This window comes from Bradyrhizobium sp. STM 3557, from assembly GCF_045571465.1.
Classification (GTDB): Bacteria; Pseudomonadota; Alphaproteobacteria; order Rhizobiales; family Xanthobacteraceae; genus Bradyrhizobium.
In genome coordinates this window covers 355,768-380,499 of record NZ_CP120697.1, presented here as the reverse complement: position 1 = coordinate 380,499, position 24,732 = coordinate 355,768, and the positions used below count along the sequence as shown (strand labels likewise).

Here is a 24,732-nt window from a genome sequence, read left to right as displayed (position 1 = left end):
GCTTCCCTATTCGCCATTCGCTATTCCCTACTCGCCCCCATGATCACCGCTCCAGCGATCGGAGATCGCGAGCATGAAGGCCGAAATGACGAACACCAGATGCACGCCGACCAGCCAGCCGAGCCGGTTCGGCTCGAACACGGTGTCGATGTTCATGAACGCCTTCAGCACCTGAATCGCCGAGATCGCGACGATCGATGCCAGCAGCTTCTGCTTCAACCCGCCGAACTGGATCTTGGTCATCCAGTCAGGCCAGTCGGGATGGCCGCCCGGATCGATCTTCGAGACGAAATTCTCATAGCCGGAGAACACCACGATCAGGATCAGATTGCCTGTGAGCGAGACGTCGATCAGCGAGAGCACGCCGAGAATGATGTCGGACTCCTTCGAGCCCGGCGCATGCACGATGAACTCCCACAGCAGCATGCCGAACTTCAAGAGCAGCACCGCGAGGCTGACAACCAGGCCGAGATAGAAGGGCGCCATCAGCCAGCGGCTGTTGAAGATCAGCCTTTCAATGCCGCGCTCGGCCCTGTTCGGCGCGTGCGTGCCGGCCTGCGGTGCCCCCTGCTCGCTCATGATGATCAGCGCCTTGCGATGCCCAGAGCGGCTGGCTAAGCGGCCTTCTTCTTAGGCACGATCAGCTTGCGGTTGATCAGGCTTTCCGCGATCTGCACCGCGTTCAGCGCCGCCCCCTTGCGCAAATTGTCCGAGACGCACCACAGCACCAGACCGTTCTCGACCGTCGCGTCCTCGCGGATGCGGCTGATATAGGTCGCGTCCTCACCGGCCGCTTCATAGGGCGTGACGTAGCCGCCCGGCTCCTGCTTGTCGATGACGAGGCAGCCTGGCGCGTTGCGCAGGATATTGCGCGCTTCGTCCGCAGTGATCGGATTCTCGAACTCGATGTTGACGGCTTCCGAATGGCCGACGAACACCGGCACACGCACGCAGGTGGCGGAGAGCTTGATCTTGGGATCAAGAATCTTCTTGGTCTCCGCCATCATCTTCCATTCTTCCTTGGTGTAGCCATCCTCCATGAAGACGTCGATCTCCGGGATGACGTTGAAGGCGATACGCTTCGGAAACTTCTTATTGATCAGCTCGTCATTGGTGTAGACGGCCTTGGTCTGCGTGAACAATTCGTCCATCGCATCCTTGCCGGCGCCCGATACCGACTGATAGGTCGCGACCACGACACGCTTGATGGTCGCCTTGTCGTGCAGCGGCTTCAGCGCCACCACGAGCTGCGCGGTCGAACAGTTCGGGTTGGCGATGATGTTCTTCTTGGTATAGCCAGCAGCCGCATCGGCATTGACCTCCGGCACGATCAGCGGCACGTCCGGATCCATTCGCCACGCTGAGGAATTGTCAATCACGACCGCGCCGGCCGCGCCGATCTTCGGCGACCATTCCTTCGACACCGCGCCGCCGGCCGACATCAGGCAGATATCGACGTCGGCAAAATCGTAGTGCTCCAGCGCCTTCACCTTCAGCGTGCGATCGCCGTAGGAGACTTCGATACCGACGCTGCGGCGCGACGCGAGCGCGACGACTTCGTCGGCGGGAAATTTGCGCTCGTCGAGAATCGCGAGCATCTCCCGTCCCACATTACCGGTCGCGCCGACGACTGCGACTTTGTAACCCATCGTTCACTCTCCGACGAAAAATGGCCGACGGCCGCACCGCGCGGAAACCGAGGCGGCAGCGCTTCTATGCGAGAAACGTCCCTGACACAACGTTAGCACGACCATCCGAATTTGATGCATCCCGTTTCGGCCTCCTCCACCTCGCCACCTCGCACGGCCGGCTTCCTGCTCGCGCTCGAAGGCTTCGCGGACGAGGTCTGCGGCACCCTGGCGCGCCTGTTCGCCTATGTGGGGGCGCTGGCGCTGATCGGCATCCTTGGCCTCGCGCTTTGGCAGCAGATCGGCGGCCTTGAGCCGACGGAACCGGGCACCCGCCCCGGCTGGACCATCGCCGACGACGCCGTGCCGGCCTATGCGCTGCGCCTTTCCGATCAGCTGGACAGATCCGCGACCTATACGGTGCTTCATCATGTCGAAGGTGGCCGCAAGGACGTGATCCGCTGGGGCGAGCCGTCCGATCGGCGGGCGCTGAGGGAACTCGAGGTCTATCGCTTCGGCGGCGAGCGTGACGCGACCGCCGATCCTGCGGCCGAGGTCGCAGCCGACTTGGCTCGGCGGATGGCGGTCAATGGCCCCGACGCCTTCGAGGCCGCCGGGGTGATCGACAGCAAGTTCGGCATGGTCGGGCTGCTGCGCTTGGCCGGCGCCAGCGATGGTCCCGGCGGCTGCATGGGTTTCTTCAAGGGCATTCACACACCAAGCCTGCGCATTTCCGGCTGGTCCTGCCAGGGCGTGAGCGGCCCAACGCGGCGCGCCGCTGTCGGTTGCATGTTGAACCGGCTGACCCTGCTCTCGACCGATCATGATGCCAACCTCTCCGCCCTGTTTGCCCGCGCCGAGCGCAAGCACGCCGCCTGCGGCTCCGGCATCCCGGCGAGCGCCGCAACCGACTGGGTCACCTCCGCCGACGATCCGCGACTGCGCGGCGCCCTATAGCAGGCGGCCGGCGCGATCGTTGTCGGCCGCTCAAGTCGCGGATTTGATGCAACTTTCCCGCCACAGCGGACATTTATCTGGCCCGGTGTGGCAACAATGACCTTGTGACGCCACATCCGGCGCAGATATTGTGCCGAGCAACCCATGTGCATTGGCGGGCGCCCGCCACTTGTTGGCGCGAGGAAGAGGACGTGATGACGACATTTTCTGCCGCGAGCCGGCTCGCGATGCTGGCCGTGATTGCCGCGACCAGTTTGGCCGCCACGTCCGCTGATGCCGCGACCAAGCGCCGGCAAGACGGCACCTACGTCGCCACCGGCAGCAACGGCCCCAATGTGTCCTATCAGCAGGGCCCGCATACCCGCATCTTCATCTCGCGGCGCTCCTGGCTCGATGGCGGCACCGAGGTGCTGCCGGGCGACCGCAAGTTCACCGATTACGCCCTCCCGTCGGAATACGGCTATCCCTCGTTCGGCCGCGAGAACAACAACCGGCCGATCGATCGCCAGCCGCTGATGACGCCGACCGATCTCGGCGGTTTTCCGCGAGCCTTCCCGCTGCCGCCAGTCCCGTACTGAGATCGGCGAAGGCGCCTGATTGTGAAGGCCGGGCATTGCCCGGCCTTTTGCGTTTGGGGGAATGGATGATCCTGCCGTCCTCATTGCGAAACACAACGTGCTGACGCAACGCAGAGCGAAAACTTCCGATCGATCCCACGCTGTCGTCCCGGGCAAGCGAACAAAGCGAGCGCGACCCGGGATCCATAACCACCGACAGTCATGAAACAGTCCGATGGAGCGACCATCGACTTCTACCGAGACGGAGGTGTTTATGGGTCCCGGCGTTCGCCGGGACGACACCGTTTGTGTTAGACAAGATTCGCACCTCTGGCTCAGCGTAATGACGCCCTCGCGCCGTCGTGTATTTCTCCGTTGTCATGGTCCACCACCCGGTCCGGCCTCTGGCCGGCCGGATGACAGGTTCCGGCGGACGATCCAGTATCCGGAGGCGGTCGTAGCCTATCGAGAGGCTGCGGCGTACTGGTTCACCCGCCTGCGCGGGTGATGACAGATGTCGCACCAGCATTGCAAACATGACTCCACGTTCCCGCGACATGACATGCCCGAGTGATACTTGTTCTTTGACCCTCTCTCGAAATGGAGGGCGCAGGGAAGGCCGGGTGCCGGTCGCACCCGTGGTCCGCGTGCAGCAAAAAACGCACGCGGCAGAACCACAGGTAACGGCCGAAACAACCGGCCTCCCCTGCGCGATGGGTTACGGGCTTATACGTGCTCTCCCCAGGGACCGGCGTTCTTGCCCCTGTCGCCCGCGATGCTCGTCAAAGCATCGCGACCTTGACCTCAGCACCGGGAGGCCAGGACCACACGATTTCGCCGTCCGCACGTGCCCTTCGTCCGCGAGTTGTTAGCTCGCTGCGACACGCCGCGTCCACCGCATCTCCGGCTCAACGTTCGTGACGATCGCGAAGCGCCCCTCTTGGTGGAGCCGAGACGGGCGGAAATGTGAACCTGATTTGCCCGACGGCGCAAGGCCGCATGGCGTGCGACAAACTGGCACGACGGGCAGTCACATAGGACGTCACATATCAAGTAGTTGTCTGGCGAGGACGCAGTCACATCAACAGTGTCGTCCCGGCGAACGCCGGGACCCATAACCACCGGCCAAATTCGTGAACCGAGCTGCCGCTCCGGTATTCGTAGAACGAACTCCTCGGAGTATGGGTCCCGGGTCGGCGCGCTGCGCGCTTGCCCGGGACGACATCCCTTATGTTGCAGCACTAACGTGCCTATCAAAAGCGCACGCGATTTAAGCGTGCAGCTTTTCCATTTCCTTGATCACGCCCTCGCCCATTTGCGTGGTCGAAGCCACCGTCGAACCTTCCGACTTGATATCGGCGGTGCGCAGGCCGCTGGCCAGCACCGCGGCGATGGCGGCTTCCAGTCTGTCGGCGAGCGCGCCCATGTCGAAGGAGTAGCGCAGCGCCATGCCGAACGACGACAGCATCGCGATCGGGTTGGCGAGGCCCTTGCCTGCGATGTCAGGCGCCGAGCCGTGCACCGGCTCGTACAGCGCCTTGCGGGTCTTGCTGCGCGCATCGACCTCGCCGAGCGAGGCCGAGGGCAGCATGCCGAGCGAGCCGGTCAGCATCGCGGCGATGTCCGAGAGCATGTCGCCGAACAGATTGTCTGTCACGATGACGTCGAACTGCTTGGGCGACTTGACCAGGTTCATGCCGCCGGAATCGGCGAGCTGGTGCTCCAGCGTGACGTCCTTGTATTCGCGGCCGTGCACGGCAGTGACCACCTCGTTCCAGAGCACGCCCGACTTCATGACGTTGCGCTTCTCCATCGAGGTCACCTTGTTGCGGCGCTTGCGCGCAAGGTCGAAGGCGACGCGCGCGATGCGCTCGATCTCATAGGTGTCGTAGACCTGGGTGTCGATGGCGCGCTTCTGGCCGTTACCGAGATCGGTGATGGTCTTCGGCTCGCCGAAATAGACGCCGCCGGTGAGCTCGCGCACGATCATGATGTCGAGCCCTTCGACCACCTCGCGCTTCAGGCTGGAAGCATCGGCCAGCGCCGGATAGCACACCGCAGGGCGCAGATTGGCGAACAGGCCGAGATCCTTGCGCAGCCGCAACAGGCCGGCCTCGGGCCTGACATCGTAGGGCACGCCGTCCCATTTCGGGCCGCCGACCGCGCCGAAGATCACGGCGTCGGCGGCTTTCGCCTTGGCCATGTCGCCTTCCGAGATCGACACCTTGTGCGCGTCATAAGCGGCGCCGCCGACCAGCCCCTCTTCGGTCTCGAACGAGGCGAGCCCGCGTGCATTGAGCCAGCCGATCAGGCGCTTCACCTCCGCCATCACTTCGGGGCCGATGCCGTCGCCCGGCAGCAGAAGCAGCTTGTGTGTCGCCATAGTTCCGTTTCCTCAGCTGGCTGGTCATCCCGCGCACATGCCGGCATCCGTGATCGCCTTGCCCGCTGCAAGACGTGGATGGCCGGGACAACCCGGCCATGACCATCGAAAATCCGCGCGGAGTGCTAAAACGCTGTTGCGCCCTTGGCAAGACACCATTGTGGCAGCCGGCCTTCAGAAGGAGACGGCGCGGCCTATAATCGATCTGGTCCGTCATTGTCGTCGCCTTGCAGTCGTTGCGCGGTCCGCCCGGAGCATGTCCTTGCACAGTCCCCAGCCCCCATCGACCGTCCATCTGGCCCGGCTGATCCTCACGCTATCGCTCAGCGCCACCGTCAGCCTTGGCATCGGCCGCTTCGCCTACGCGCTGGTCTTGCCAGACATGCGGGAATCGCTCGGTTGGTCCTATTCGGCGGCCGGGTTCATGAACACCGTCAACGCGGCAGGCTATCTTGCCGGGGCGTTGCTGGCCTCGCGGCTGGTGAGGCGCTTCGGCTGGTCGGCTGCGGTGCGCGGAGGAATGCTCGCCAATCTCGCCGCGCTCGCGCTTTGCGCGATCACGGGTGATTTCATCCTGCTTAGCGCTGCCCGACTTGTCGGCGGGTTCGCTGCTGCGGCCGCCTTCGTTGCCGGTGGCGCGCTGGCCGCCGAACTCGCGCAGTCACGTCCCGAGCGGGCGAGCTTCCTGCTCAGCCTGTTCTACGCCGGACCCGGGCTTGGCATTCTGACCTCAGGCCTGGTCGCCCCGTTCGTTCTGCAGGGCTTCGGCCCCGGATCCTGGTGGATCGTCTGGTGGATGCTGACGGCGCTGTCGACGCTGCTCGCCGTTCCGCTGTTGCTCATGCCGATCCAAAGCAAAGCCGGCCTCCACGCCGACACGGCAGCGGCGTTCTCGATCTGGCCGATCGCTGTCTACCTGTTCGGCTATCTTCTGTTCGGCGCCGGTTATATCGCCTACATGACCTTCATGATCGCCTATGTCCGCGATCTCGGCGGCGGCGCAACGGCGCAGGCCGCATTCTGGTCCCTGATCGGACTCGCCGGCTTTGCGACGCCATGGGTCTGGCGCAGCACCTTGGCGCTGGACCGCGGCGGGCTCGCGACCGCGATCATTCTTGCGGTCAACGCGATCGGCGCGGCACTGCCGATCCTGGGTCATTCCACGACCATGCTCGCGGTCTCGGCGGCGGTGTTCGGCGTCTCCTTTTTTGCCGTGGCGGGCTCGACCACCGCCTTCGTGCGCCTCAATTATCCGCCGCCTGCCTGGCCGGCTGCGATCGCGGCGATGACGATCGCATTCGGGATCGGCCAGACGTTAGGGCCGTTCGTGGTGGGCGCGATCACCGATGCGACGGGCAGCCTCGGCTACGCCTTGAACGTCTCCGCTGCGACCCTGCTGCTCGGTGCCATCGCATCAGTGATGCAGCGGAAATTGCGGAAGGTTTCGTAGCGCACGGCCGCAGCAACAGGCTCGCCGTCGTCCCGGCCAAGCGAAGCGCGAGCCGGGACCCATACCGCGTGATGTCTGAAAAAGGCACGTGGCAATACCACGCACAACAACCAAAGCCTGTGGTTATGGGTCCCGGCGTCCGCCGGGACGACAGCGGAGATTGCAGCAACAGCTCGGCTCATCCCTTCGAGAGGAGATATCGCGGCTCGCAAAGCGCGACCGCCCTCAACTCCCGCTGAATGAATTATAACCCTGGTCTTCCCAATAGCCACCCTTGTAGTCGTTGGTTATTTCCATCGAGACCACGTATTTCGGGTTCTTGAAGCCGAGCTTGGTGGGCACGCGGATCTTCATCGGAAAGCCATAGGCACGCGGCAGGATCTCGTCGCCGAACTTGAAGGTCATCTGCGTCTGCGGATGCAGCGCGCTGCGCATGTCCAGCGGCGAATTGTAGCCGTCCTTGTCGGCGCACTGGAACCAGACATATTTCGCCCGCGTGTCGGCGCCGATCAGCTTGAGAAAATCGCGTAATGGCGTGCCGGTCCAGGAGCCGATCGCGCTCCAGCCCTCGACGCAGATGTGGCGCGTCACCTGCTTGACCTGCGGCAGCGCGTAGAGCTCCGGCAAGGTCCAGGACTTCTTGTTGTCGACCAGGCCGCGTACCTCGAGCTTCCAGTCGTCGCCATCGATCTCCGGCGCCTCGTCGAGATCGTAATAGGCATTGAACGGAAACGGCTTGGTGATCATGCTCTCCGGGAAGGTCGGCGCCAGCGCGTCTGGATTGAACAGCCAGGCCTGGACCGCGTCGTTGAACTTGGAGATCCGCGCCAGCATGGCGTCGGCGGAATCGCTGTCAAGCGCGTCGCAGCCGGTCAGCAAAGTCAGCGCGCCGAGGCTGGCGCCGCCCGCGATGAAGCGGCGGCGCGCCGGATCGGGCAGCAGCTTGATAGCGTCCTTCACCAGCAGCTTCTTGTCGACCCCGGGAATCAGCAGCGAGCGCAAACGGCCCATGGCAAGTCTCCTTGAATTCGAGGTCAGCGGCCGATGATCATGGCGCGCAGGCTCTTCGGCACCAGCAGCGCCAACGCGACATGGACGATCAAGAACAGGCAGATCGCCGCCATACAGAAGAAGTGCACATAGCGTGCCCGATCATAATCGCCGAACAGCGAGACGAGCCAGTGCAGTTGCACCGGCTTCCAGATTGAGAGCCCCGACAGCACGATCACGATGCCGACCACGATGATCCCGGCATAGAGCAGCTTCTGCACGTAATTGTATCTAGAGAGATCCTCGTGGCCGAGCTTGAAGGTCAGCGCCGCCCTGAGATCGCTCACGACACCTTTCGGCGTGATCGGCAGCAGCTTTTTGCGGAAGCGGCCGGTGGCAAGCCCGGTGATCAGATAAGCGAGGCCATTGACCATCAGCAGCCACATCGCCGCGAAATGCCATAGCAAAGCGCCGCCGAGCCAACCGCCGAGCGTGAAGGTGCGGTCGAAGCGGAAATCGAACAAAGGCGACGCATTGTAGATCTGCCAGCCGGACATGATCATCAGGATCATCGCAACTGCGTTGGTCCAATGCATGATCCGCACCCAGGCCGGTTGGATGACCTTCCGTTCACCGGCCTTCGCCGGCGTGGCACCGGCATGGTGATCTGCGGCGACGAGACTGGACATGGCGGCTCCCACTGGTTCGCGATTTGCGTCGTCCCTGGACACTATACGTCGAGATCGAGACGTTCGTTACAGGGAGACGAACAATTCGACATCGGCTTCCGTCCGGTCGAGCAGGACGGCGGTCACAAGCATGCGAGCCGGGTGTGACCCGGCTCGCTGATCCGCCGGGATGAAACCGGTGGATGCGGTGTTACGATGCCGGCATCAACACGGTGTCGACGACGTGGATGACGCCGTTCGACTGGTGGACGTTGGAGATCGAGACCATCGCGGTGTCGCCCTTGGCGTCGACGATCCAGATCTTGCCGTCCTTGTGCTTGACCGTGAGCTGCTCGCCCTCGGCGGTCTTCAGCATCTTGCCGTCGGTCAGGTCGGAGGCGTCATAGCGGCCCGGGACCACGTGATAGGTGAGGATCTTGGTCAGCGTCGCCTTGTTCTCCGGCTTGACCAGCGTGTCGACGGTGCCTGACGGCAGCTTGCCGAAGGCGGTGTTGGTCGGCGCGAACACCGTGAACGGGCCCTTGCCCTGCAGCGTCTCCACCAGACCCGCCGCCTTCACGGCGGCGACCAACGTGGTGTGATCCTTCGAATTGACCGCGTTCTGAATGATGTTCTTGGACGGATACATCGCGGCACCTCCGACCATCACGGTCTTCTCTTCGGCGCGTGCCGGCGCGACGAAGGTCGAGGTGAGCGCGAGCGCGCTGAACGCAACGGCGGAGAGAAGAGCAATGCGCTTGGACATGAATAGCTCCCGATTGATTGAGCGGCCGGATACGGCCGACATTGGAAGATGAGGCACGGCATGAGGAACGGTCTTTGCTCGATCATTCTCCTCGCGTCGTGACGGGCGGAGCTACGGCAAGGTTCTGGCGGCGGTTTCGCGGGATAATTTAACGTGATCCGCGAAACTAATCGGCCGGGTGATCGTGTGCTGACATTTGGTCGTGAGGAAAACGATGCCCGCGACGTCATTCCGAGCGAAGCGAAGCAATCCAGAATCGCGCGCGAAACTCTGGATTGCTTCGTCGCCTTCGGCTCCTCGCAATGACGTCGGCGGTGGCGGTCATCCATTGACCGACGGGTGCGGCGGTCTGCCCATCACCATGCATTGCTTCTACGTGCGTTAACTACGATCGCAGCCGGCAGTGCATGACATCAACGCGATCGTTGCAGTTAACACTCTCTTAAGGTTGATAGATGGCCGGGGCGGCGTTTGCCGGACGGGGGCTTTCGGCAACGTGACGCGCGCAATGCGGGGGCTTGCGATCGTGGTCAGGACAGTCTGGTTTGCCGGTTTTCTCCTGTTGCTTCTGCTCGGCCTGCTGGCCGTCAGGATGGTCTCATCAACAATGGCTGCGTCCGACGACCCGCCAAGCGAGACCACTTCGGCGCTGGCGCAGATCGTTCCCGGCGAGAATACGCTGACCGAAGCCGACCGCAGCGTGGTTGCACCCGATACCGACGACACGCCGCTGCTGCCGCTCGAATCGAGCGCGGTGCGCTCGGCGCGCGCCGAGTACAGGCCGTCGGACATCATGCGCAGGCACACAGGATCGCCGGCACGGACCGCATCAGCCAAGCCGCGCGCGGCCGTCAGCAAGCCGGCCAAGACCGTTGACATGAAACTGTGCCGGCAGCTCGACCCGATCGCGCGCTTTCTCGTGTCGGCCAATCTCGCGCCACCTTGCGCGGGGTGACATGTAGCAGTGCAGTAGAATGTAGCTCACCGTAGTCATCGTCCGCGAAGGCGGACGATCCAGTACACCGTGACGCTTCAGTCCAATCTTCACCGCCGCGAAGTACTGGATGCCCCGCCTGCGCGGGGCATGACGGTGGAATTTGAGGGTCACCCGCGCACGTCCTTCAACGGGCTGCTGCCGCACTCAATCCCTGTTCGCCGGCGTCTGGATGAAGCTGCGATTCCAGGTCGGGCTGATCAGGATCTCGTTGACGCAGACCCGCGGCGGCAGGCTTGCCACGAAGGCGATGGTGCGGCCGAGATCCTCCGGCTGCAGCATCTTGGCCTGCTCCTCCGCGCTCGGCACCACCGGGCGCCGCGAGAGGATCGGGGTCGCCACCTCGCCCGGCATCAGGCAGCAGGCACGGAGGCCGTTGACGCATTCGTCCATGTTGAAGGAATGGGTCAGCGCCAGCACCGCGTGCTTGGTGGTGGTGTAGGCCGGCCCCGGCATCTTCGAGACGTGGCGCCCCGCCCATGACGAGATGTTGATGATGCAGCCGTCCTTCTGCGCCCGCATCGTCGGCAGCACCGCGCGCATGCAATAGAGCACGCCGTTGAGGTTGATCTCGACGAGCTGGTTCCAGCCTTCCAGTGTCATGTCATCCCAGCGGCGCTTGGGCACGTTGATGCCCGCGGAGTTGACGAGGAGATCGATGCGGCCGTGGCGCGCCACGATGTCATCGGCGGCCTTTTGCACGGCATCCGCGTTGGCGACATCGAGCGCAATGGCCTCGGCAATGCCGCCGTTCCGGCTGATCGCCGCCACCACGCCATCCAGCGCATCCTTGCGGCGTCCCGACACCACCACCGCCCAGCCATCCGCCGCAAGCGCCAGTGCGCCGGCCTCGCCGATTCCGCTGCCGCCGCCGGTCACCCAGGCCACGCGTTTTCCGCTTTTTGTCATTCTGACCATCTCCGTTGCCTTTAAAGGGGCGTTTTTGCTAATGCAGCGTCCTCCCGACAGCGCGCCCCATGGGAAATGTTGCATGACAAACGCCGCCAACGCCAACCTGTTTTCCCGCCTGTTCGACAGCCTCGACGGTCCGAACCGGCTCGCCATCGAGACCCATGACGGCAAGCGCATCAGCTATGGCGATCTCGTCGCGCGCGCGGGCCAGATCGCGAACGTGCTGGTGGCGCGCGGCGTGAAGCCGGGCGACCGCGTCGCGGTGCAGGTCGAGAAATCGGTCGAGAACCTCGTACTCTATCTCGCGACCGTGCGCGCCGGCGGCGTCTACCTGCCGCTCAACACCGCCTATACGCTCAACGAGCTCGATTATTTCATCACCGACGCCGAGCCGACCGTGGTGGTCTGCGATCCGTCGAAGGCCGACGGCATCGCCGCGATTGCCGCGAAGGTCGGGGCCAAGGTCGAGACCTTGGACGCGACCGGCAAGGGCTCGCTAAGCGAGGCCGCCGATAAGGCCGCCACCGCCTTCGCAACCGTGCCGCGCACAGGCGATGATCTCGCGGCGATCCTCTACACCTCCGGCACCACCGGCCGCTCCAAGGGCGCGATGCTGTCCCACGACAATCTGGCATCGAACTCGCTGACGCTGGTCGATTACTGGCGCTTCACCAAGGACGATGTGCTGATCCACGCACTGCCGATCTATCACACCCATGGCCTGTTCGTGGCGAGCAACGTCACCTTGTTCGCGCGCGCTGCGATGATCTTCCTGCCGAAGCTCGATTCCGACCTGATCATCAAGCTCATGGCGCGCGCCACTGTGCTGATGGGCGTGCCGACCTTCTACACCCGCCTGCTGGCGAGCCCGCACTTAAGCAAAGAGACGACCAAGCATATGCGTCTCTTCATCTCCGGCTCGGCGCCGCTGCTCGCCGACACCCACCGCGAATGGTCGGCGCGCACCGGCCATGCCGTGCTCGAGCGCTACGGCATGACCGAGACCAACATGAACACCTCGAACCCTTACGATGGCGAGCGCGTGCCCGGCGCAGTCGGCTTCCCGCTGCCCGGCGTCTCCGTGCGCGTCACTGAGCCGGAGACGGGCAAGGAATTGCCGCGCGAGGAGATCGGGATGATCGAGGTCAAGGGCCCGAACGTGTTCAAGGGCTATTGGCGAATGCCGGAGAAGACCAAGTCCGAATTCCGCCCCGACGGCTTCTTCATCACCGGCGACCTCGGCAAGATCGACCACAACGGCTACGTCCACATCCTCGGCCGCGGCAAGGACCTCGTGATCTCGGGCGGCTTCAACGTCTACCCGAAGGAGATCGAGAGCGAGATCGACGCCATGCCGGGCGTGGTGGAATCCGCCGTGATCGGCGTGCCGCATGCCGATTTCGGCGAAGGCGTCACCGCGGTGGTGGTGTGCCATCCGGATGCCGACGTCAGCGAGGCCAGCGTGCTCAAAGGCCTCGATGGCCGGCTCGCCAAGTTCAAGATGCCCAAGCGCGTGTTCGTCGTGAATGAGCTGCCGCGCAACACCATGGGCAAGGTGCAGAAGAACGTGCTGCGCGATCAGTACAAGGGTATCTATACGAAGTGAGTCTGGGATGAGTGGCAAGCCGTATCGAGAAGTTCCCAGGGTCAGCAGCTTTCTACGTTGGGAGAAGGTTACATTACCTCCCTCCGTCTCCGAAGCCGATCTGGACAAGCTCATCTTTGCAGAGCTGGGGCCACTCAGCCGCAAGGTGGCGGCCATCATTGCAAGGGTGACGTCGCGCTGCGCAGAGATGGGTCTAGCGATCAGCGACAAAATGATCGGCGCCCGCCTGATCGCTCTGGCGGAAGCCGGTCAAATCGTGGGGCTGGGCGATCTGCGCAAGTGGCGTTTCAGCGAAGTGCAGTTGAAGCCCTGATGACCCCAAGGGCGGCAATTTACCCGCCCGACACCAAGCTGATCACGAACCGGCTGCCGACGAGGAACAGGTAGCAGCCGAACGCGGTCTCCAATTGTCGCTTCGAGAGCGCGTGTGCGGCACGCACGCCGAGCGGGGCGGTAACGAGGCTGAGCGGCATCACCAGCACGGCGCCGATCAGCGAGACATAGCCGAGCGCGAAGGGAAACTGCAGCGCGGTCACATCAGGATAGCGGGCCGCTGCCGGCCAGCCGGCATAGATGTAGCCGAGCGCGCCGGGGATCGAGATCAGCACCGCGAGCGCGGACGAGGTTGCCACCGCCTGGTGGATCGGCCGGCCGTAGAAGGTCATCAGCAGATTGGAGAACAGTCCGCCGCCGATCCCCATCAAGGTCGAGAGCAGCCCGACCATGACGCCGTAGGCCTTCATCAGCGGCCCCTTCGGCAATTCGGCGCCGAATTTCCAGCTCTCGCGACCGAAGATCAGGCGGAACGAAGCCGACCAGGCCACCGCGACGAACACATATTTGAACAGCCGCTCCGGCGCGATGCGCGCGATCGCGCTGCCGGCGATCACGCCAAGCACGATCGGCAACCACCAGGCACGGATGATCGCCATGTCGACCGCGCCGCGGGCGTAATGCGCCCGGAACGAGCGGATCGAGGTCGGAATGATGATCGCAAGCGAGGTGCCGACGCAGAGGGGCATGCGCACCTCCAGCGGCACGCCGGCGAGACGAAAGCATTCGTAGAGCACGGGCACCAGGATGGCGCCGCCGCCGATGCCGAAGATGCCGGCGAGGAAGCCGGCGATCGCGCCGACCAGGACGAGCAGGCCTGCGAGCTCGACGAGCTCGGTCACGTCGATACCAATGACCATGGGGATATGCTTGGTCCGCTCTCAGCGCCGGCGGATCATCGACAGACCGGCGATCGCCGCGAGCGGCGGCGCGGCGCAGATCAGCACCAGCTCCAATACAGCGATGTGCGGGATCTCATGCTCCATGGCAAGTGCCAGGCAGCTCGCAAACAGCCCGACGGCCGAGAACGCCAGCATGCAGGTCAGGAGATCGTCCGGCTCGCTGCGGCGGCCGACGCTGCTCCGTTGGACCGGCGCGGCGAGAGTGCGGCGCCAGGATGTGATCGACGTCAAGAGCGGCATGAGTATCTCCCGGGACGACCTCAAGCTCAGTCAGTGTAGACTCGTTCAACCCAGGGGAGTATGCGACAAATCCGGTCAGCTCTCTTGCGCAATGCGGAAAGATGCATGGATCAGGTCGCAGCATTCACGACATTCGTCCGGGTCGTGGAGGCCGGCAGCCTGTCCGCAGCGGCGCGATCGCTTCCGGCCTCGCTCACCGCGGTGAGCCGGCAGATCGCAGCGCTTGAAGCGCATTACGGCACGACGCTGTTGCTGCGCACGACCCGTCAGCTGGCCCTGACCGACGCAGGACGGCTGCTTTACGATCGGGCCAAGGCCGTCATCGCCGAACTCAGGGATGTCGAGCTCGCGCTCAGCTCGCAAGACGCGCAGCTATCGGGACGGCTTCGCGTCAGCGCGCCGAGCCTGATGGGCCGGCTGCTGATCGCGCCGCTGCTGGCGGACTTCCTGCGGCTACATCCGGACGTGTCGGTGGACCTGCTGCTGGTCGATCGGCCGGTGAACCTCCTTGAAGAAGACGTCCATGCCGCGCTGCGGATCGGGCGATTGCCGGATTCGCAAGCGGTCGCACGAAAGCTCGCCGAGCTCACCATGATTGTCTGCGCCGCGCCGAGCTATCTGCAGCGCCGCGGCACGCCGGCGACGCCGGCTGATCTCGCCGGCCACGACTGCCTGGTGTTCTCGGATGTGCCCGGCGGCGGCGAATGGCGTTTTCGCATGCCGGACGGCACCAGCGCGACGATGCACCTTCGCGGCCGGCTTTGGATCAACAGCCTGGACGCGCTGGCGGCCGCGGCGCGGGATGGCGCGGGGCTCGTGCGGGTGCCGTCCTGGCAAGTCGCGGATGATATCGAGGCCGGGACGCTGACGCGCGTTCTTGCGGACTACGAATTGCCCGCAAGCGCGGTGCATGTCGTGATGCCACCGGCACGGCTCGGATCGCCGCGGACGCGCGCCTTTGTCGATTTTCTTGCCCTCCGCTGGAGGAGCAATAACCCGCTGCGCGCGTTGGCTGTTTCATAGGTGGCGCGCCAAGAATCGAATATTAATTCGTTTGTAGGCGATGGCTGCTGGCCTGGTATACCACGGCAAGCATTAGGTCTTTTGCAATCGCCCCGCTAGAAGTGAACCTACATTCGCTTTTGGCCCATTTGGTCGTTGCGCTGCGTGTTCCTTCTCCGTAAATAGAGGCGCATCTCGCGATCCCTGTGCTGCAAGCCTGAAACGGGCTCCAGCCCCAAGAATATGTCAAAACAGCCAATGACCGTCAGGATCGAACGCCCGCTTTCCCCGCACATACAGACCTACCGCTGGACGCTGACGATGATCCTGTCGATCGTCCACCGCGCCACCGGAATTGCACTTTATTTCGGGACCCTGCTGCTTGCCTGGTGGCTGATCGCCGCCGCCTCCGGTCCCAGCGCCTACGCAAACGTCCAGGCGTTCACCTCCAGCATCATCGGCCGGCTCATCGTGTTCGGCTACACCTGGGCGCTGCTGCATCATCTGCTCTCCGGCATCCGCCACTTCGTCTGGGACCTCGGCTACGGCTTCAAGCCGAACGAGCGCGAGGCGCTGACCTGGGGCGCACTGATCGGCGGCATCTGCCTGACCATCCTGGTCTGGATCGTCGCCTATGCGGTGGGAGGCGGCCGATGAGCAACGAGCCTCGCTTGAAGTCGATGCGTACCCCGCTCGGCCGCGTCCGCAATCTCGGCTCCGCCCATTCCGGCACCGGCGAATTCTGGCGCCAGCGCATCACTGCGGTGGCGATGACGCTGCTGATCATCCCGGTGCTGTTCGTCGTATTCCTGCTGCTCGGCCGCAACCAGGCCGGGGCGGCGCAGATCCTGGGCTCGCTGCCGATCGCGCTGATCATGCTGCTCTTCATCATCACCAGCGCCTGGCACATGAAGATCGGCATGCAGGTGGTGATCGAGGACTATGTTCATAACGAGTCGCTGAAACTCATCGCCATCATGGCCAACAATTTCTTCTCGGTGACCGTGGCGCTCGCCTCGATCTACGCCATCTTTAAACTATCATCCGGAGTGTAGCCGATGGCCGGCGGTACGAATGGCAGCGGGAACGGCGCTCCCGCGACCAATGGAAAAGCTTACCCGATCGAGGACCACACCTACGACGTCGTCGTGGTCGGCGCCGGCGGCGCAGGCCTGCGCGCGGTGGTCGGCTGCAGCGAGGCGGGCCTTCGCACGGCGTGCATCACGAAAGTGTTCCCGACCCGCTCGCACACGGTGGCGGCACAGGGCGGCATCTCGGCCTCGCTCGGCAACATGCATCCGGACGATTGGCGCTGGCACATGTACGACACCGTGAAGGGGTCGGACTGGCTGGGCGACCAGGACGCGATCGAATACATGGTGCGCAACGCGCCGGAGGCGGTCTACGAGCTCGAGCATTGGGGCGTGCCGTTCTCGCGCACCGAGGACGGCAAGATCTATCAGCGCCCGTTCGGCGGAATGACGGTGGACTACGGCAAGAGCCAGGCACAGCGCACCTGCGCCGCTGCCGACCGCACCGGCCACGCCATGCTGCACACGATGTATGGCCAGTCGCTGCGCCATGCCGCGGAGTTCTTCATCGAGTTCTTCGCAATCGACCTGATCATGGACGACCAGGGCGCCTGCCGCGGCGTCATCGCGCTCAAGCTCGACGACGGCACGCTGCACCGCTTCCGCGCCCAGACCACCATCCTCGCTACCGGCGGCTATGGCCGCGCCTACGCGTCCTGCACTTCGGCGCATACCTGCACCGGTGACGGCGGCGCCATGGCGCTGCGCGCCGGCCTGCCGCTGCAGGATATGGAGTTCGTCCAGTTCCATCCGACCGGCATCTACGGCTCGGGCTGCCTGGTCACGGAAGGGGCGCGCGGCGAAGGCGGCTATCTGGTCAATGCCGAGGGTGAGCGCTTCATGGAGCGCTATGCGCCCTCCGCCAAGGACCTCGCCTCGCGCGACGTGGTCTCGCGCGCGATGACCATCGAGATCCGCGAAGGCCGCGGCGTCGGCAAGAAGAAGGACCACATCTTCCTGCATCTCGATCATCTCGATCCGAAGGTGCTGGCCGAACGGCTGCCCGGCATCTCCGAATCGGCCAAGATCTTCGCCAATGTGGATGTGACGCGCGAGCCGATCCCGATCGTGCCGACCGTGCACTACAACATGGGCGGCATCCCCACGAACTATCACGCCGAGGTGCTGACCAAGGTGAACGGCGACGACAATTCGGTGGTGCCCGGCCTGATGGCCGTCGGCGAAGCCGCCTGCGTCTCCGTGCATGGCGCCAACCGTCTCGGCTCCAACTCGCTGATCGATCTCGTGGTGTTCGGCCGCGCCGCCGCACTGCGGCTGGCCGAGAAGCTCACCGCGAATGGCAAGCAGCCGGACCTGCCGAAGGATTCGGCCGACCGCGCGCTCGGCCGGCTCGATCATTTCCGCCATGCCTCCGGCGGCACGCCGACCGCGAAGCTGCGCGAGAGCATGCAGAACGTGATGCAGACCAATTGCGCGGTGTTCCGCACCGGTGAGGTGCTGGAGGAAGGCCACAAGCTGATCCACAAGGTGCACAGCGGCATCAGCGACATCTCGGTGTCGGACCGCTCGCTGGTGTGGAATTCGGACCTGATCGAGACGCTCGAATTCGACAATCTGATCGTGCAGGCCGTGGTGACGATGGACTCCGCCGGCAACCGCACCGAAAGCCGCGGCGCCCATGCCCGCGAGGACTTCCCGGATCGCGACGACAAGACCTGGATGAAGCACACGCTGGCCTGGATCGACCAGAACGGCAACACCACGATCGATTACCGCCCGGTGCACAACTACACCATGACCAACGACGTCCAGTACATCCCGCCCAAAGCACGTGTCTATTGATCGCGCGTGTACTGAGCGCTTATCGATCTCTCTGTCCGGACAATGAAGAAGGCCTTTTGCAATGGCTGAATTTGCGCTTCCCAAGAACTCCCAGATCATTGGCGGCAAGACCTGGCCGAAGCCGGCCGGCGCCACCGAGGTCCGCGAGTTCAAGGTCTATCGCTGGAATCCGGACGACGGCAAGAACCCGAGCGTCGATACTTATTATGTCGACGTCAATGACTGCGGCCCGATGGTCCTGGACGGCCTGATCTGGATCAAGAATCACATCGATCCGTCACTGACCTTCCGCCGCTCCTGCCGCGAAGGCGTCTGCGGCTCTTGCGCCATGAACATCGACGGCCAGAACACGCTGGCCTGCACCAAGTCGATGCACGACGTGAAGGACGGCGCGGTGAAGATCAACCCGCTGCCGCACCAGCCGGTCGTCAAGGACCTGGTGCCGGACCTCACCAACTTCTACGCGCAATATGCCTCGATCGAGCCGTGGCTGAAGACGACCACGCCGACGCCGCAGAAGGAGTGGAAGCAGAGCCACGAGGATCGCGAGAAGCTCGACGGCCTCTACGAGTGCATCCTGTGCGCCTGCTGCTCGACCTCCTGCCCGAGCTACTGGTGGAACAGCCAGCGCTATCTCGGTCCGGCGGCGCTGCTGCAGGCGACGCGCTGGGTCAAGGACAGCCGTGATGAAGCCACCGGCGAGCGGCTCGATAATCTCGAGGATCCGTTCCGCCTCTATCGCTGCCACACCATCATGAACTGCGCCAAGGCCTGCCCGAAGGGCCTCAACCCGGCCGAGGCGATCGCCGAGCTGAAGCTGAAGCTGGTCGAGCGGCAGATCTGACAGATCCGATCTGGTTTGATCGACGCCGGTAGCCGAAAGGCCGCCGGCGTTTTGTTTTGCACGGGCGCTCAAGCAGCCGGGAACGTCCGATCCGACCGACCGTTGATATCGACGGCCGGTTGCGGCATGCGCCTGAAGGGCGCTTTCAGGCCAAGCGTCGCACGTCCGTCGTCCCTGACAACGCGGCTCCTGGAACCAGTTACATGGAGAGCACAATGCACGCTCAAGAAATGATCAGCACCCACCCGCACGTGCACGGCCAAACCAACGACGCACTGATCCGCTGCATCGAAGAGTGCTACTCCTGCGCTCAGACCTGCACGTCCTGCGCCGATGCGTGCCTGGCCGAGGACAATGTGAAGATGCTCACCCAGTGCATCCGGATGGACCTGGACTGCGCCGACATCTGCAACATCACCGGGCGGATCGCGACGCGGCGAACCGGGTCGGATGAAGAGATGATCAGCAGAATGCTCGACGCCTGCGCGGCAGCCTGCCGGCTGTGCGCCGAGGAATGTGAAAAGCACGCCAAGATGCACGAACACTGCCGTATCTGCGCCGAAGCGTGCCGCCGCTGCATGAGCGCTTGCGAAGACGCCGGACGGGGCATGAGGCACTGACCTTCCTCTGCTGGCGCGCTATCAACCGAGCAGATCCAAGATTTGGCTTCGGGCCATGATAGGCCTGCGCCGCGTGGTCAACGCCCCGGCGCAGGCCGTCATTAATTAGCCTGCAGCACGACGCCCCCCTTGATCGGCCCCGAGAGCGGTAACGACCTGGCGGCCGGTCCTAAAACTGTGTGCGAGCGCCGGCTGCTCCCCTGCTGCAGATCTGCTCGCCGGCCTCAGCTGCGTGCCACCTGGGACAGGTCCCTGGGCAGCATTTGCTTGAAGAGTTTCAGAATCCGACGGCCTTCCTTGGGTGGCAATGCGATGGCGTGGCGCACCGCCGCCGACATGAGAACCATCGTGATTTGGCAAAAGTCTGAGAGGGATTCGGCAGATACAATACGTGCAAGCGGGCGCAATGCATCCTTTAGCATATTCGTCAGGAAGATGCCGTCCTCTTCATCGAGTCTTTGCAGTGCGCGGTCCGCCTGCGTCGCCTGCCAGATATCGCGCACCGCCGGCTCGTCGACGAAGAACTGATAGTAGCTGTCGGTGATACGACCGAGGACCGTATGGAGGTCTGCAAGTCTCTGCAGGCCTGCCAGCTCCTTTCGCACGCATTCATGGCCGATGGCATTGTAGCGCTCCGCGAGCGTAGCAACGACGGCCGTCTTGTCCGGGAAATACTGGTACAGCGAACCGAAGGCGATCCCCGTTCGCTCGACGATGTCGCTCATCCGAAACGCGTCGCTGCCCTTCTCGGCCATCACCTCGACTGCGCAGGCGAGAATGCGCTCGAAGCGCTCGCGGCTCCGTTTCTGCGTCGGAACGAGGCGTGCGATCTTTGGACCGTCGGCATCCGCCTCGTTCGGCTTCGGTTTTCGTCCGGCCATGCCCCCTCCACAAAAAGCTCTTGACGGCTCTAATACGAGACTTTATCGCTTTTCGCAAATACGAGAGTTTCTCGTATTAAATTTGGAAGGGAGATCCGATGTCCCAGAATCCCATTCTCATTGTCGGTGGCGCCGGCAAGACCGGTAGCCGTGTGAACGCACGCCTTCAGGCGCTCGGCATCGCCACACGTCCGGTTTCGCGCTCCACAGTGATCGCTTTCGATTGGAACAGACCGGAGACCTGGAGCGCTGCGCTCGATGGCGTATCTAAGGCCTATGTGACCTATCAGCCCGATCTCGCCATTGAACGAGCCTCAGAGGCAGTCGCCGAACTGGCGCGCCTCGCACGACAAAAGAGCCTCGAACGGCTCGTCCTGCTCTCCGGCCGCGGTGAGCCTCGCGCCCAGCGCGCCGAGGCAGCATTGCAGGATTCCGGCGTCCCCTGGACGATCGTCCGCGCAAGCTGGTTCAACCAGAATTTCTCGGAAGGCTATCTGACCGGCGGCGTTCTGGCGGGCGAGATCGCGCTGCCAGCCGGTGCGGTGCCCGAGCCCTTCGTCGACGCCGACGATATCGCCGATGTCGTGACTGCTGCGCTGACGGATCAGCGCCACGCGAGCAAGGTCTACGAGGTGACGGGACCGCGAGCGCTCACCTTCAGTGAGGCTGCAGCCGAAATCTCGAAGGCGGCTGACCGGACCGTGCGCTACACGCAAGTCTCGCCGCAGGACTTTGCCGCCGGCATGCGGCAGGCCGGAGTCCCAGAGGAGGTCGTCGCGCTTCTGGACGAGCTCTTCACCGTCGTTCTCGATGGCCGCAACAGCCGCATTTCGCACGGCGTTGAAGAGGCCCTCGGCCGGCCGGCCCGCGACTTTTCCGCCTATGCCCGCGCAGCAGCGGCTTCCGGCGCATGGAGGGTCTGAGCCATGCGCCAACTCCTCACGACCGGCCTGCTCTGGTTCTCCGCCGTCGGCTGCGGATTGCTCGCCGGCGTCTATTTCGCTTTCTCCGCGTTCATCATGACGTCCCTCGCTCGGATTGCGCCGGGAGCAGGCATTGCGGCGATGAACGCGATCAACATCGAAATCGTGCGCTCTCTGTTCATGCCCGTCTTCATCGGCACGACGCTGACGGCGGCAGTTCTTGCAGCACTCGCCATCTTCCGCTGGAGCGAACCGGGATCGATCGCAATGCTCGCGGGCGGTCTCGTCTATGTCGTCGGCATGTTCGTCGTCACTGCAGTCTTCAACGTGCCGCTCAATGACGCGCTCGCTGCAAGCGATCCGTCCAGCACCGACGGCGCATCCCTCTGGACTCGCTACCTCCAGGACTGGACCTTTTGGAATCACGTTCGAACGATCGCCTCAGTCACGGCTTGTACGCTCTTCACCATCGGTATTGCGGTGAGATCGTGCTATGGCTGAAGCTCAAGCCGGCATGCGAATGTGCGGCACGTTATCGTCCGCGCGCCCTGCTCAGGCTCGCGCCGGGACCGAAGCCGGCGACAATCGCAGCCGATCTTGTCAGTGGCCCTTCGCGTTTCGCCCTTGGTTCCCAGCCGATCTCGAAACGAATTCCGTGCAGCAGCATTGTACAAATCCATCCGCGTTGCAGGCCCCGCCATCGCGATCTAGCTTCGCGACACTGACACGGTTCTCGGGAGCGATCACGCCATGGCCGACCCGCGCCTCATTCTGCATCATTTCGACGAGTCGCCGTTCTCCGAGAAGATCCGTCTGATCTTCGGCCTCAAGAAGCTGGCATGGAGCTCGGTCAGGATCTCGCGAATCATGCCGCGGCCGGATCTGATGCCGCTGACCGGCGGCTATCGGCGCACGCCGGTGCTGCAGATCGGCGCCGATATCTATTGCGATACGCAATGCATCATGCGGGAGCTGGAGCGCCGCTTTCCCGAGCCGAGCCTGGTGCCGAGCGGATATCAGGGGCTCGCCTGGGCAGCCGCGATGTGGACCGATCGCGTCTTCTTCCAGAACACCGTGAATCTCGTGTTCGGCTCGCTCGCAGACAAGGTTCCGGCCGCCTTCATCGCCGACCGCGAGCAGCTGCGCGGCGCCAAGTTCGATATCGCGGCCATGGAAGCCGCGATCCCGCAGATGCGCGACCAGTTTCGCAGCCATCTGGAATGGATCGACATCCAGCTCCGCGACGAGCGGCCGTGGATCGCCGGCGACGCGCCGAGCCTGTGCGACGTCGATGCCTATATGAACGTCTGGTACGCGCGCACCAATCTCGACAATGCCGCCGATCTGCTCGGCGAATATGACCACGCTCGCTGCTGGGCGGCGCGGCTGCATGCCATCGGCCATGGCGAGCGAAGCGAGATGTCGTCGTCGGAGGCCCTCGCCATCGCCAAGGCTGCGACACCGCAGACCGAAGAACTGCCCGACCTCGAAGATCCCAATGGCCGCAAGGTCGGCGACAAGGTCGAGGTGATGCCCGACGATTACGGCAAGGTCCGCGTCGGCGGTGAGATCGTCGCGCTATCCGCCCAGCACATCGCGATCCGCCGCCACGATCCGCTGGCCGGCGAGGTGGTGGTGCATTTCCCGCGCGCCGGCTTTCTGGTGTTTGCGGCCTAGCTTCCTGCGCGCCGCGGCCGGGCCGGGGCTGGCCTGCTCGCCGGATTTACCTTATCGAAATTCGATGACGATGCATCGCGGATCGCATTCATGAGCATGACAAACGCGCCGACGACATCTGATGTTGATCGGTCCGGTCGCGGCTCGCCACTCGAGGTGCTGCTGGTCTTTCTGCGGCTTGGCCTCTCCTGCTTCGGCGGCCCGATCGCCCATATCGGCTACTTCCGCGATGAATTCGTGCTGCGCCGGAGGTGGATCGACGAACACGCCTATGCCGATCTCGTCGGTCTCTGCCAATTCCTCCCCGGCCCGGCCAGCAGCCAGGTCGGATTCTCGATTGGCTTGATGCGATCGGGCTATCTGGGTGCGCTCGCCGCCTGGACCGGCTTTACCCTGCCCTCCGCCGCAGCACTCATTCTCTTTGCCTACGGCGCCGTGGCGCTCGGCGGACCGGCAGGCAGCGGATTGCTGCACGGATTGAAGCTGACGGCGGTTGCAATCGTGGCGCAGGCCGTCTGGGGCATGGCGCGAACGCTGTGCCCCGATCGCACGCGCGCTTCGATCGCGCTCGCCGCGGCGCTGATCGTGCTCTTCAGCACGTCGTCAGTCACCCAGATCGCTGCGATCGTCGTCGGTGGGATCGCCGGCCTGTGGTGCTGCCGCGACGGAGCGAAGGCGGCGGGCGGCGACGTCGAGATGCCGGTATCGCGCAATGCGGGCCTGCTCGCGCTGGCCGGCTTCGTCCTTCTGCTGGCGGGGCTTCCGATCCTGCGCGGCCTGACCGGATCGGCCAACGTGGCCTTGTTCGATGCATTCTACCGCTCCGGCGCCCTCGTGTTCGGCGGCGGCCATGTCGTTCTGCCGTTGCTGCGCGAGGCTTTCGTCGCGCCGGGCTGGCTCGGCGATGATGCCTTCCTCGCCGGCTACGGCGCCGCGCAGGCCGTGCCAGGCCCGCTCTTCACCTTCGCGGCCTATCTGGGCGCGGTGGTCATGCCCGAGCCGTACAGGCTCGCGGGTGCATGTCTGGGCCTCATCGGTATCTTTCTGCCCGGCATGCTGGTGCTGCTCGGAGCGCTGCCGTTCTGGAGCTCGTTCCGGAAGCGCGCTGGCGCTCAGGCGGTGATGCGCGGCGTCAATGCCGCGGTTGTCGGCCTCCTTGGCGCGGCGCTGTACAATCCGGTATGGACCACGTCAGTGCATACGACGCATGATTTCGGCATCGCTCTGGTCGGCTTCGTTCTGCTGGTCGCCTGGCGCGCGCCGCCGCTGCTCGTCGTCGCCTTCAGCGCTGCTGCAGGTACCGCCATGGCGATGATCTGACTGGTGCACGAATGCGACCGGTGCAGCGCTGCGATACAGAATGCCATCAGCGATGCTATTCCTTGGCTCGACAGAACATGCCGACGCGTTCGATGAAAATCCTTACGGAATTCTTGGGATGCACTCAACCAAAGGTAGAGTAAGAAGGACCTGTCTGGAACCCGCCCCGCATCGCAACGTTTGCC

Annotated in this window: 27 protein-coding genes; 17 read left to right on the top strand and 10 right to left on the bottom strand. The window is 63.9% G+C overall.

The genetic code is table 11. The annotated features are described in order from the left end of the window. Window positions 1–27: 27 nt before the first annotated feature. Together P6U24_RS01735 and P6U24_RS01730 are read right to left on the bottom strand one after the other, a co-directional pair. Window positions 28–579, bottom strand: a complete 552-nt coding sequence (locus P6U24_RS01735; RefSeq protein WP_407157499.1) for a TIGR00645 family protein — start codon at window positions 577–579, stop codon at window positions 28–30. 35 nt (window positions 580–614) lie between these two features. Continuing rightward, window positions 615–1,649, bottom strand: a complete 1,035-nt coding sequence (locus tag P6U24_RS01730) for an aspartate-semialdehyde dehydrogenase (RefSeq protein WP_407157498.1) — start codon at window positions 1,647–1,649, stop codon at window positions 615–617. 114 nt (window positions 1,650–1,763) lie between these two features. On the opposite strand from P6U24_RS01730, the gene P6U24_RS01725 reads away from it, so the two are divergent. Next, a complete protein-coding gene (locus tag P6U24_RS01725; protein ID WP_407157497.1) occupies window positions 1,764–2,585 on the top strand; it encodes a hypothetical protein in 822 nt (273 codons plus the stop codon). 194 nt (window positions 2,586–2,779) lie between these two features. Beyond that, window positions 2,780–3,163 (top strand): hypothetical protein, encoded by a 384-nt coding sequence (locus P6U24_RS01720; RefSeq protein WP_407157496.1) that lies wholly within the window; start codon window positions 2,780–2,782, stop codon window positions 3,161–3,163. A 1,249-nt stretch (window positions 3,164–4,412) separates the two neighbouring features. Here the strand turns inward: P6U24_RS01720 and leuB are convergent. Beyond that, window positions 4,413–5,525, bottom strand: a complete 1,113-nt coding sequence (gene leuB, locus P6U24_RS01715; RefSeq protein WP_407157495.1) for a 3-isopropylmalate dehydrogenase — start codon at window positions 5,523–5,525, stop codon at window positions 4,413–4,415. 256 nt (window positions 5,526–5,781) lie between these two features. On the opposite strand from leuB, the gene P6U24_RS01710 reads away from it, so the two are divergent. Continuing rightward, complete coding sequence (locus tag P6U24_RS01710; RefSeq protein ID WP_407157494.1) at window positions 5,782–6,975, top strand: YbfB/YjiJ family MFS transporter; 1,194 nt, start codon at window positions 5,782–5,784, stop codon at window positions 6,973–6,975. Window positions 6,976–7,200: 225 nt separating this feature from the next. On the opposite strand, the gene P6U24_RS01705 is transcribed toward P6U24_RS01710, so the two are convergent. The 3 genes from P6U24_RS01705 to P6U24_RS01695 all read right to left on the bottom strand — a co-directional run bounded on the left by P6U24_RS01705 (window position 7,201) and on the right by P6U24_RS01695 (window position 9,399). Continuing rightward, window positions 7,201–7,986: a molybdopterin-binding protein gene (locus P6U24_RS01705; RefSeq protein WP_407157493.1), complete on the bottom strand. Its 786-nt coding sequence runs from the start codon at window positions 7,984–7,986 to the stop codon at window positions 7,201–7,203. A 23-nt stretch (window positions 7,987–8,009) separates the two neighbouring features. Further along, the gene (locus tag P6U24_RS01700) at window positions 8,010–8,654 is read right to left on the bottom strand and encodes a cytochrome b/b6 domain-containing protein (RefSeq protein ID WP_407157492.1); all 645 of its coding nucleotides are present in this window, start codon (window positions 8,652–8,654) and stop codon (window positions 8,010–8,012) included. A 190-nt stretch (window positions 8,655–8,844) separates the two neighbouring features. Then, on the bottom strand, window positions 8,845–9,399 hold the full coding sequence (locus tag P6U24_RS01695) for a fasciclin domain-containing protein (RefSeq protein ID WP_407157491.1): 555 nt from the start codon (window positions 9,397–9,399) through the stop codon (window positions 8,845–8,847). A 153-nt stretch (window positions 9,400–9,552) separates the two neighbouring features. Between P6U24_RS01695 and P6U24_RS01690 the strand changes: the two genes are divergently transcribed. Together P6U24_RS01690 and P6U24_RS01685 are read left to right on the top strand one after the other, a co-directional pair. After that, window positions 9,553–9,705 carry a hypothetical protein gene (locus tag P6U24_RS01690; RefSeq protein WP_407157490.1) on the top strand — a complete coding sequence of 51 codons (153 nt, stop codon included), beginning with the start codon at window positions 9,553–9,555 and terminating at the stop codon, window positions 9,703–9,705. Between the two features lie 202 nt (window positions 9,706–9,907). Beyond that, window positions 9,908–10,354, top strand: a complete 447-nt coding sequence (locus tag P6U24_RS01685; RefSeq protein WP_407157489.1) for a hypothetical protein — start codon at window positions 9,908–9,910, stop codon at window positions 10,352–10,354. 186 nt (window positions 10,355–10,540) lie between these two features. On the opposite strand, the gene P6U24_RS01680 is transcribed toward P6U24_RS01685, so the two are convergent. Continuing rightward, window positions 10,541–11,302 (bottom strand): SDR family oxidoreductase, encoded by a 762-nt coding sequence (locus P6U24_RS01680; RefSeq protein ID WP_407157488.1) that lies wholly within the window; start codon window positions 11,300–11,302, stop codon window positions 10,541–10,543. An 82-nt stretch (window positions 11,303–11,384) separates the two neighbouring features. On the opposite strand from P6U24_RS01680, the gene P6U24_RS01675 reads away from it, so the two are divergent. Both P6U24_RS01675 and P6U24_RS01670 read left to right on the top strand, forming a co-directional pair. Continuing rightward, window positions 11,385–12,911 (top strand): malonate--CoA ligase, encoded by a 1,527-nt coding sequence (locus P6U24_RS01675; protein WP_407157487.1) that lies wholly within the window; start codon window positions 11,385–11,387, stop codon window positions 12,909–12,911. 7 nt (window positions 12,912–12,918) lie between these two features. Then, window positions 12,919–13,224: a DUF3658 domain-containing protein gene (locus P6U24_RS01670; RefSeq protein WP_407157486.1), complete on the top strand. Its 306-nt coding sequence runs from the start codon at window positions 12,919–12,921 to the stop codon at window positions 13,222–13,224. A gap of 19 nt (window positions 13,225–13,243) precedes the next feature. Here the strand turns inward: P6U24_RS01670 and P6U24_RS01665 are convergent, their stop codons facing one another. Both P6U24_RS01665 and P6U24_RS01660 read right to left on the bottom strand, forming a co-directional pair. After that, window positions 13,244–14,104 carry a sulfite exporter TauE/SafE family protein gene (locus tag P6U24_RS01665; RefSeq protein WP_407157485.1) on the bottom strand — a complete coding sequence of 287 codons (861 nt, stop codon included), beginning with the start codon at window positions 14,102–14,104 and terminating at the stop codon, window positions 13,244–13,246. A gap of 21 nt (window positions 14,105–14,125) precedes the next feature. Next, window positions 14,126–14,386, bottom strand: a complete 261-nt coding sequence (locus P6U24_RS01660; protein WP_407157484.1) for a hypothetical protein — start codon at window positions 14,384–14,386, stop codon at window positions 14,126–14,128. A gap of 105 nt (window positions 14,387–14,491) precedes the next feature. Between P6U24_RS01660 and P6U24_RS01655 the strand changes: the two genes are divergently transcribed. The 6 genes from P6U24_RS01655 (at window position 14,492) to P6U24_RS01630 (ending at window position 19,746) form a co-directional block, all read left to right on the top strand. Beyond that, window positions 14,492–15,409, top strand: a complete 918-nt coding sequence (locus tag P6U24_RS01655; protein ID WP_407157483.1) for a LysR family transcriptional regulator — start codon at window positions 14,492–14,494, stop codon at window positions 15,407–15,409. A 237-nt stretch (window positions 15,410–15,646) separates the two neighbouring features. Next, window positions 15,647–16,045 carry a succinate dehydrogenase, cytochrome b556 subunit gene (gene sdhC / locus P6U24_RS01650; protein WP_407157482.1) on the top strand — a complete coding sequence of 133 codons (399 nt, stop codon included), beginning with the start codon at window positions 15,647–15,649 and terminating at the stop codon, window positions 16,043–16,045. Window positions 16,046–16,068: 23 nt separating this feature from the next. After that, window positions 16,069–16,443, top strand: a complete 375-nt coding sequence (gene sdhD / locus P6U24_RS01645; protein WP_407160734.1) for a succinate dehydrogenase, hydrophobic membrane anchor protein — start codon at window positions 16,069–16,071, stop codon at window positions 16,441–16,443. A gap of 3 nt (window positions 16,444–16,446) precedes the next feature. Continuing rightward, entirely contained in the window at window positions 16,447–18,282 is a 1,836-nt protein-coding gene (gene sdhA / locus P6U24_RS01640; RefSeq protein ID WP_407157481.1) for a succinate dehydrogenase flavoprotein subunit, read from the top strand. Window positions 18,283–18,343: 61 nt separating this feature from the next. After that, a complete protein-coding gene (locus P6U24_RS01635) occupies window positions 18,344–19,126 on the top strand; it encodes a succinate dehydrogenase iron-sulfur subunit (RefSeq protein ID WP_407157480.1) in 783 nt (260 codons plus the stop codon). Window positions 19,127–19,341: 215 nt separating this feature from the next. Next, window positions 19,342–19,746 carry a four-helix bundle copper-binding protein gene (locus tag P6U24_RS01630; protein ID WP_407157479.1) on the top strand — a complete coding sequence of 135 codons (405 nt, stop codon included), beginning with the start codon at window positions 19,342–19,344 and terminating at the stop codon, window positions 19,744–19,746. Window positions 19,747–19,970: 224 nt separating this feature from the next. Here P6U24_RS01630 and P6U24_RS01625 read toward each other — a convergent pair whose 3' ends face one another. Then, on the bottom strand, window positions 19,971–20,627 hold the full coding sequence (locus P6U24_RS01625) for a TetR family transcriptional regulator (protein ID WP_407157478.1): 657 nt from the start codon (window positions 20,625–20,627) through the stop codon (window positions 19,971–19,973). 98 nt (window positions 20,628–20,725) lie between these two features. Here P6U24_RS01625 and P6U24_RS01620 point away from each other — a divergent pair, with 98 nt between their 5' ends. The 4 genes from P6U24_RS01620 (at window position 20,726) to chrA (ending at window position 24,547) form a co-directional block, all read left to right on the top strand. Next, the gene (locus P6U24_RS01620) at window positions 20,726–21,550 is read left to right on the top strand and encodes an NmrA family NAD(P)-binding protein (RefSeq protein ID WP_407157477.1); all 825 of its coding nucleotides are present in this window, start codon (window positions 20,726–20,728) and stop codon (window positions 21,548–21,550) included. 3 nt (window positions 21,551–21,553) lie between these two features. Beyond that, on the top strand, window positions 21,554–22,051 hold the full coding sequence (locus P6U24_RS01615) for a DUF1772 domain-containing protein (protein ID WP_407157476.1): 498 nt from the start codon (window positions 21,554–21,556) through the stop codon (window positions 22,049–22,051). Window positions 22,052–22,300: 249 nt separating this feature from the next. Continuing rightward, entirely contained in the window at window positions 22,301–23,227 is a 927-nt protein-coding gene (locus P6U24_RS01610) for a glutathione S-transferase family protein (protein ID WP_407157475.1), read from the top strand. Between the two features lie 90 nt (window positions 23,228–23,317). Further along, complete coding sequence (chrA, locus tag P6U24_RS01605; protein ID WP_407157474.1) at window positions 23,318–24,547, top strand: chromate efflux transporter; 1,230 nt, start codon at window positions 23,318–23,320, stop codon at window positions 24,545–24,547. Window positions 24,548–24,732 lie beyond the last annotated feature (185 nt).

Bases quoted from the DNA above. Each gene is read 5' to 3' on its own strand.
- P6U24_RS01680 (WP_407157488.1), bottom strand. From the start codon at position 11,302: ATGACAAAAAGCGGAAAACGCGTGGCCTGGGTGACCGGCGGCGGCAGC.
- P6U24_RS01685 (WP_407157489.1), top strand. From the start codon at position 9,908: ATGCGGGGGCTTGCGATCGTGGTCAGGACAGTCTGGTTTGCCGGTTTT.
- P6U24_RS01635 (WP_407157480.1), top strand. From the start codon at position 18,344: ATGGCTGAATTTGCGCTTCCCAAGAACTCCCAGATCATTGGCGGCAAG.
- P6U24_RS01735 (WP_407157499.1), bottom strand. From the start codon at position 579: ATGAGCGAGCAGGGGGCACCGCAGGCCGGCACGCACGCGCCGAACAGG.
- P6U24_RS01660 (WP_407157484.1), bottom strand. From the start codon at position 14,386: ATGCCGCTCTTGACGTCGATCACATCCTGGCGCCGCACTCTCGCCGCG.
- P6U24_RS01695 (WP_407157491.1), bottom strand. From the start codon at position 9,399: ATGTCCAAGCGCATTGCTCTTCTCTCCGCCGTTGCGTTCAGCGCGCTC.
- P6U24_RS01630 (WP_407157479.1), top strand. From the start codon at position 19,342: ATGCACGCTCAAGAAATGATCAGCACCCACCCGCACGTGCACGGCCAA.
- P6U24_RS01675 (WP_407157487.1), top strand. From the start codon at position 11,385: ATGACAAACGCCGCCAACGCCAACCTGTTTTCCCGCCTGTTCGACAGC.
- P6U24_RS01620 (WP_407157477.1), top strand. From the start codon at position 20,726: ATGTCCCAGAATCCCATTCTCATTGTCGGTGGCGCCGGCAAGACCGGT.
- P6U24_RS01705 (WP_407157493.1), bottom strand. From the start codon at position 7,986: ATGGGCCGTTTGCGCTCGCTGCTGATTCCCGGGGTCGACAAGAAGCTG.
- P6U24_RS01655 (WP_407157483.1), top strand. From the start codon at position 14,492: ATGGATCAGGTCGCAGCATTCACGACATTCGTCCGGGTCGTGGAGGCC.
- P6U24_RS01610 (WP_407157475.1), top strand. From the start codon at position 22,301: ATGGCCGACCCGCGCCTCATTCTGCATCATTTCGACGAGTCGCCGTTC.
- sdhD (WP_407160734.1), top strand. From the start codon at position 16,069: ATGCGTACCCCGCTCGGCCGCGTCCGCAATCTCGGCTCCGCCCATTCC.
- sdhC (WP_407157482.1), top strand. From the start codon at position 15,647: ATGACCGTCAGGATCGAACGCCCGCTTTCCCCGCACATACAGACCTAC.
- P6U24_RS01670 (WP_407157486.1), top strand. From the start codon at position 12,919: ATGAGTGGCAAGCCGTATCGAGAAGTTCCCAGGGTCAGCAGCTTTCTA.
- P6U24_RS01710 (WP_407157494.1), top strand. From the start codon at position 5,782: ATGTCCTTGCACAGTCCCCAGCCCCCATCGACCGTCCATCTGGCCCGG.
- chrA (WP_407157474.1), top strand. From the start codon at position 23,318: ATGAGCATGACAAACGCGCCGACGACATCTGATGTTGATCGGTCCGGT.
- sdhA (WP_407157481.1), top strand. From the start codon at position 16,447: ATGGCCGGCGGTACGAATGGCAGCGGGAACGGCGCTCCCGCGACCAAT.
- P6U24_RS01730 (WP_407157498.1), bottom strand. From the start codon at position 1,649: ATGGGTTACAAAGTCGCAGTCGTCGGCGCGACCGGTAATGTGGGACGG.
- P6U24_RS01625 (WP_407157478.1), bottom strand. From the start codon at position 20,627: ATGGCCGGACGAAAACCGAAGCCGAACGAGGCGGATGCCGACGGTCCA.
- P6U24_RS01725 (WP_407157497.1), top strand. From the start codon at position 1,764: ATGCATCCCGTTTCGGCCTCCTCCACCTCGCCACCTCGCACGGCCGGC.
- P6U24_RS01700 (WP_407157492.1), bottom strand. From the start codon at position 8,654: ATGTCCAGTCTCGTCGCCGCAGATCACCATGCCGGTGCCACGCCGGCG.
- P6U24_RS01615 (WP_407157476.1), top strand. From the start codon at position 21,554: ATGCGCCAACTCCTCACGACCGGCCTGCTCTGGTTCTCCGCCGTCGGC.
- P6U24_RS01665 (WP_407157485.1), bottom strand. From the start codon at position 14,104: ATGGTCATTGGTATCGACGTGACCGAGCTCGTCGAGCTCGCAGGCCTG.
- leuB (WP_407157495.1), bottom strand. From the start codon at position 5,525: ATGGCGACACACAAGCTGCTTCTGCTGCCGGGCGACGGCATCGGCCCC.
- P6U24_RS01720 (WP_407157496.1), top strand. From the start codon at position 2,780: ATGACGACATTTTCTGCCGCGAGCCGGCTCGCGATGCTGGCCGTGATT.